The sequence below is a fragment of the Nonomuraea corallina genome (genome assembly GCF_027620315.1).
Taxonomy (GTDB): Bacteria; Actinomycetota; Actinomycetes; order Streptosporangiales; family Streptosporangiaceae; genus Nonomuraea; species Nonomuraea corallina.
In genome coordinates, this window is record NZ_JAPNNL010000298.1 from 1 (window position 1) to 4278 (window position 4278).

5 protein-coding genes are annotated in these 4278 nt (G+C 72.3%); 3 read left to right on the forward strand and 2 right to left on the reverse strand.

All coding sequences use genetic code 11. From position 1 onward, the window contains the following. On the reverse strand, positions 1-419 hold a 419-nt coding region (locus OUY22_RS35860), incomplete at its 3' end, for a bifunctional ornithine acetyltransferase/N-acetylglutamate synthase (RefSeq protein WP_270159770.1). Then, the gene (gene argC, locus OUY22_RS35865) at positions 416-1453 is read right to left on the reverse strand and encodes an N-acetyl-gamma-glutamyl-phosphate reductase (RefSeq protein WP_270159774.1); all 1038 of its coding nucleotides are present in this window, start codon (positions 1451-1453) and stop codon (positions 416-418) included. The genes OUY22_RS35860 and argC, both read right to left, overlap by 4 nt. A gap of 203 nt (positions 1454-1656) precedes the next feature. On the opposite strand from argC, the gene OUY22_RS35870 reads away from it, so the two are divergent. The 3 genes from OUY22_RS35870 to OUY22_RS35880 all read left to right on the forward strand — a co-directional run. After that, a complete protein-coding gene (locus OUY22_RS35870) occupies positions 1657-3318 on the forward strand; it encodes a class I adenylate-forming enzyme family protein (protein ID WP_270159771.1) in 1662 nt (553 codons plus the stop codon). A gap of 162 nt (positions 3319-3480) precedes the next feature. Next, positions 3481-3882 carry a hypothetical protein gene (locus OUY22_RS35875; protein ID WP_270159772.1) on the forward strand — a complete coding sequence of 134 codons (402 nt, stop codon included), beginning with the start codon at positions 3481-3483 and terminating at the stop codon, positions 3880-3882. A 56-nt stretch (positions 3883-3938) separates the two neighbouring features. Further along, positions 3939-4278: nuclear transport factor 2 family protein (locus OUY22_RS35880; protein ID WP_270159773.1), on the forward strand; the 340-nt coding region annotated here is incomplete at its 3' end.

The following is a 4278-nucleotide window of genomic DNA, read 5'->3' on the forward strand; positions in this document are numbered from 1 at the left end:
GCGTTGAGGCCGCCGTCGCGGGACAGCTTGGCGGCGGCCAGCTCGACGCCGGACAGCACCGCGTCCATCGGCAGCCGCTCGCCGATCAGCCCGGTCGAGCAGACCGCGATCTCGCCCGCCGAGTCGGCCAGCAGCTCCGCCACCTTCTCCGCGGTCGCGTGCGTGTCCTGGAACCCTTCGTGGCCGGTGCAGGCGTTGGCGCCGCCCGAGTTGAGCACGACCGCCCGTAGCCGCCCGCCGCGCAGGACCTGCTGCGACCAGAGCACCGGCGCCGCCTTCACCCGGTTGGCGGTGAAGACGCCGGCGGCGGCGCGGTTCGGCCCGTCGTTGACGACGAGGGCCAGGTCGCGGGCGCCGCCGGACTTGATGCCGGCGGCCACGCCCGCGGCCCGGAAGCCCAGGGGTGCGGTCACGCTCATGGAGCAACTCCGTTCGTGGGGAGACCGAGCTCTTCGGGCAGGCCGAGGGCCAGGTTGGCGCTCTGGATCGCGCCCCCGGCCGTGCCCTTGGTCAGGTTGTCGATGGCGATGACGGCCAGCACCCGGCCGGCGCGCTCGTCGAGCGTCACCTGCAGGGCGGCGGTGTTGGCGCCGTAGGTCATCGCGGTGGCGGGCCAGACGCCCTCCGGCAGCAGCGTCACGAAGGGCTCCGCCCGCAGCGCCTCCTCGTACGCCTCGCGCAGCGCGGCCCCGGTGAGTCCGGGCGCCGCCGGGGCGGTGCAGGTGGCCAGGATGCCGCGGCTCATCGGGGCGAGCGTGGGAGTGAAGGAGACCCGCACCGGCGCGCCGGCCGCCGCGCTCAGCCCCTGCTCCATCTCGGGGGTGTGGCGGTGCGCGCCGCCGACGCCGTAGGCGCTGACCGAGCCCATGACCTCGCTGCCGAGCAGGCTGGCCTTGAGCGACTTGCCGGCGCCGCTGGTGCCGCTGGCGGCGACCACGACGACGTCCGGCTCGGCCAGGCCCGCCGCGAACGCGGGCGTCAGCGCGAGCAGGACCGAGGTGGGGTAGCAGCCCGGCACCGCGATGCGGCGGGCGCCTTTGAGCACCTCGCGCTGGCCGGGCAGCTCCGGCAGGCCGTAGGGCCAGGTGCCGGCGTGCTCGCCGCCGTAGAACTCCGCCCAGGCGGCCGGGTCGGCGAGCCGGTGGTCGGCGCCGCAGTCGACGACCAGCGTGTCCTCGCCGAGGCGGGCGGCGATGGCCGCCGAGTGGCCGTGCGGGAGCGCGAGGAAGACGACGTCGTGCCCGGCGAGCGTCTCCGGCGTGGTGTCCTCGATGACGCGATCGGCCAGCCTCGGAAGCTGCGGCTGGTGGGCCCCGAGCCGGCTACCGGCGCTGGAGGCCGCGGTGAGCGCGCCGATCTCCAGCTCGGGATGGCCGAGCAGCAGGCGGAGCAACTCGCCGCCCGCGTAGCCGCTGGCTCCGGCGACCGCTGCTCTCATGCCGACCTCCTGCATAATCATGCATCCTACCTCATGGTCTTACTAGTAAAGATGATGCACCGCAGAGGATGGATATGCAACCTGCTCACCGTATATCGAGACCATGACGGAACCCGCACCGCGGGGGCCCCGCCCCGGTGAACACGCTGTCTAGCGCAACGTACCTACCGGTCGGTACTGTGATGTACCCGACAGCCGTCCCGTGGGAGTTCTGTGCCATGAGCCTTTCGCATGCCCAGGTCGAAGCCCAGCTCACCGGACCCGGTCAGCTCTTCGAGATGGAAGAGATCGGCGATACCGGCATCCGGACGTGGAAGCACGCCCCCACCCACTTCCGCCAGCTGCTGGAGAACAGCCGCTGGCACGGCGAGAAGGTCTTCCTCGTCTACGAGGACGAGCACGTCACCTTCGAGGACCACTACCGGCGCGCCGCCACCCTCGCCAACCGGCTGAGCGCCGACTACGGCGTGCGCAAGGGCGACCGGGTGGCCATCGCCATGCGCAACTACCCCGAATGGTCGATCGCCTTCTCGGCCGTGCTCGCGGCGGGCGCCATCGCCGTGCCGCTGAACGCCTGGTGGACCGAGCCGGAGCTGGCCTACGGCGTCCTCGACTCCGGCGCGAAGGTGATCATCGCCGATGACGAGCGGGCCCTCAGGCTGGCCGGCACGGGCGTGCCGATGATCGTCGCCAGGGGCGAGGCGCCCCCCGGCGCCCGGACGTTCGCGGAGGTGCTCGGCGAGATCAGGGCCGACGTCACGCTGCCCGAGGTGGAGCTGTCCCCCGACGACCCGGCCACCATCTTCTACACCTCCGGCACCACCGGGCGGCCCAAGGGCGCGCTCGGCAGCCACCGCAACCTGGGCCAGTCGCCGATGACCGTCGCCTACGGGCTCTACCGCGCGGCCGCGATGACCGGCAAGGACCCCGGCGAGGCCGCGGCCGTGCGCCGGGTGACGCTGCTGACCGTGCCGCTGTTCCACGTCACCGGCTGCTTCTCGGCGCTGACCACGACCCTGTTCAGCGGCGGCGGCCTGGTGCTCATGTACAAGTGGGACCCGGGCCAGGCGCTGCGGCTGATCGAGCGGGAGAAGGTCAGCGCCATGATCGGCGTGCCGACCAACGCCTGGCAGCTGATGTCCCACCCCGACTTCGCCAAGCACGACCTGTCGTCGCTCAACACCCTCGGCTACGGCGGCGCGCCCGCCCCGCCCAAGCTGCTGGAGCGCATCACCGCGAACCTCCCCGCCCGCGCCGCGTCCAACGGCTACGGCATGACCGAGACCACCGCGCTGGCCATCGGCAACGGCGGCGCCGACTACCAGACCCACCCCGACAGCATCGGCAGGCCCTCCCCCGTGGTCGACGTGCGCGTGGTCGACCCGGCGAACGCCGAGTTGCCTCCCGGCGAGGTCGGGGAGCTCTGCGTACGCGGCCCCAACGTCATCCTGGGTTACTGGAACAAGCCGGAGGCCACCGCCGAGACGTTCGTCGACGGCTGGCTGCACACCGGCGACCTGGCCAAGATCGACGAGGACGGGTTCGTCTACATCGTCGACCGGGCCAAGGACATGGTGATCAGGGGCGGCGAGAACGTCTACTGCGCCGAGGTGGAGGCCGCGCTCTTCGAGCACCCGGCGGTGGACGACGTGGCGGTGATCGGCGTCCCGCACGACGAGCTGGGCGAGGAGGTGGGCGCGGTGGTCCGCCTCGCGCCGGGCGCCTCGGCCACCGGGGAGGAGCTGCGGGCGTTCCTCGGCGGGCGGATCGCCGCGTTCAAGGTGCCGGTGCTGTTCTGGTTCCGTGAGGACGAGCTGCCGCGCAACCCCGGTGGCAAGATCCTCAAGACCCGCCTGCGCAGGGAGGTCCTCGGCGGCTGAAGGCGCGTCCAGCGGCCCGCCTCCCGAGGGCGGGCCGTTTTCATGACATATCAACAGCTCAGCGCGTCTGCGCTAGATCCTCTTACCTCCTGCGTAATCGCGTGGCCTATGTGCCCGCTGACACCGTTGCGGGTGTCGGAAAGAACGCACGAGGAGGCGTCGATGAGCACCACCACCACGACCACCGGCCGGGCCGGCTTCCTGCGGCTCGTCCTCGCCCTGGACGCCGGCGTCACAGGGGTCAACGGCCTGGCCTACCTGGCCGCCGCCGGCCCTCTGAGCGACCTGCTCGGACCGGGCGCGGGCCTGCTGCGCGGGATCGGGGTCTTCCTGATCGGGTACGCGGTCGCCGTCGGACTCCTGGCGGCCCGCGGCGAGGTCAGCGAGGCGGGCACCCGGGCGGTGATCGGGTTGAACCTCGCCTGGGCCGTGGCCGGCGTCCTCGCCGTCGTGGCCGGGCTGCTGACGTTCAGCACGCTCGGCGCGGTGTGGACGGTCCTCCAGGCCCTCGTGGTCGCCGGATTCGCGGCGCTGCAGATCGCCGGCCTCCGCAGGCTCCGCTGACCGCCCCGGCCCGGACCATCTCCGAAGATCGACCATCATCGAAAGGCTGATATTTTATGACGAACCTCGTCGAACGTTACGTGGCCGCCTGGAACGAGACCGACCCCGCCGCCCGCGCGAAGGCCGTGGCCGAGGTGTGGACCGAGGACGCGACGTACACCGATCCCCTCGCGGACGTGGCCGGTCACGACGGCATCGCCGCCGTCATCGAGGGCGCCCAGGGCATGTTCCCCGGCCTGGTCTTCACGCCCGGCGAGCAGTACGACGCCCACCACGACGTCGCCCGCTTCACCTGGCACCTGGGCCCGGAGGGCGGGGAGCCGGTGGTGGTCGGCTTCGACGTGGTGGAGCTGGCCGGGGACGGGCGCGTGCGCAGGGTCGTCGGTTTCCTCGACA

Excerpts from the sequence above, each read along its gene's own strand:
- argC (WP_270159774.1), bottom strand. The coding sequence starts at position 1,453 with ATGCAGGAGGTCGGCATGAGAGCAGCGGTCGCCGGAGCCAGCGGCTAC.
- OUY22_RS35870 (WP_270159771.1), top strand. The coding sequence starts at position 1,657 with ATGAGCCTTTCGCATGCCCAGGTCGAAGCCCAGCTCACCGGACCCGGT.
- OUY22_RS35875 (WP_270159772.1), top strand. The coding sequence starts at position 3,481 with ATGAGCACCACCACCACGACCACCGGCCGGGCCGGCTTCCTGCGGCTC.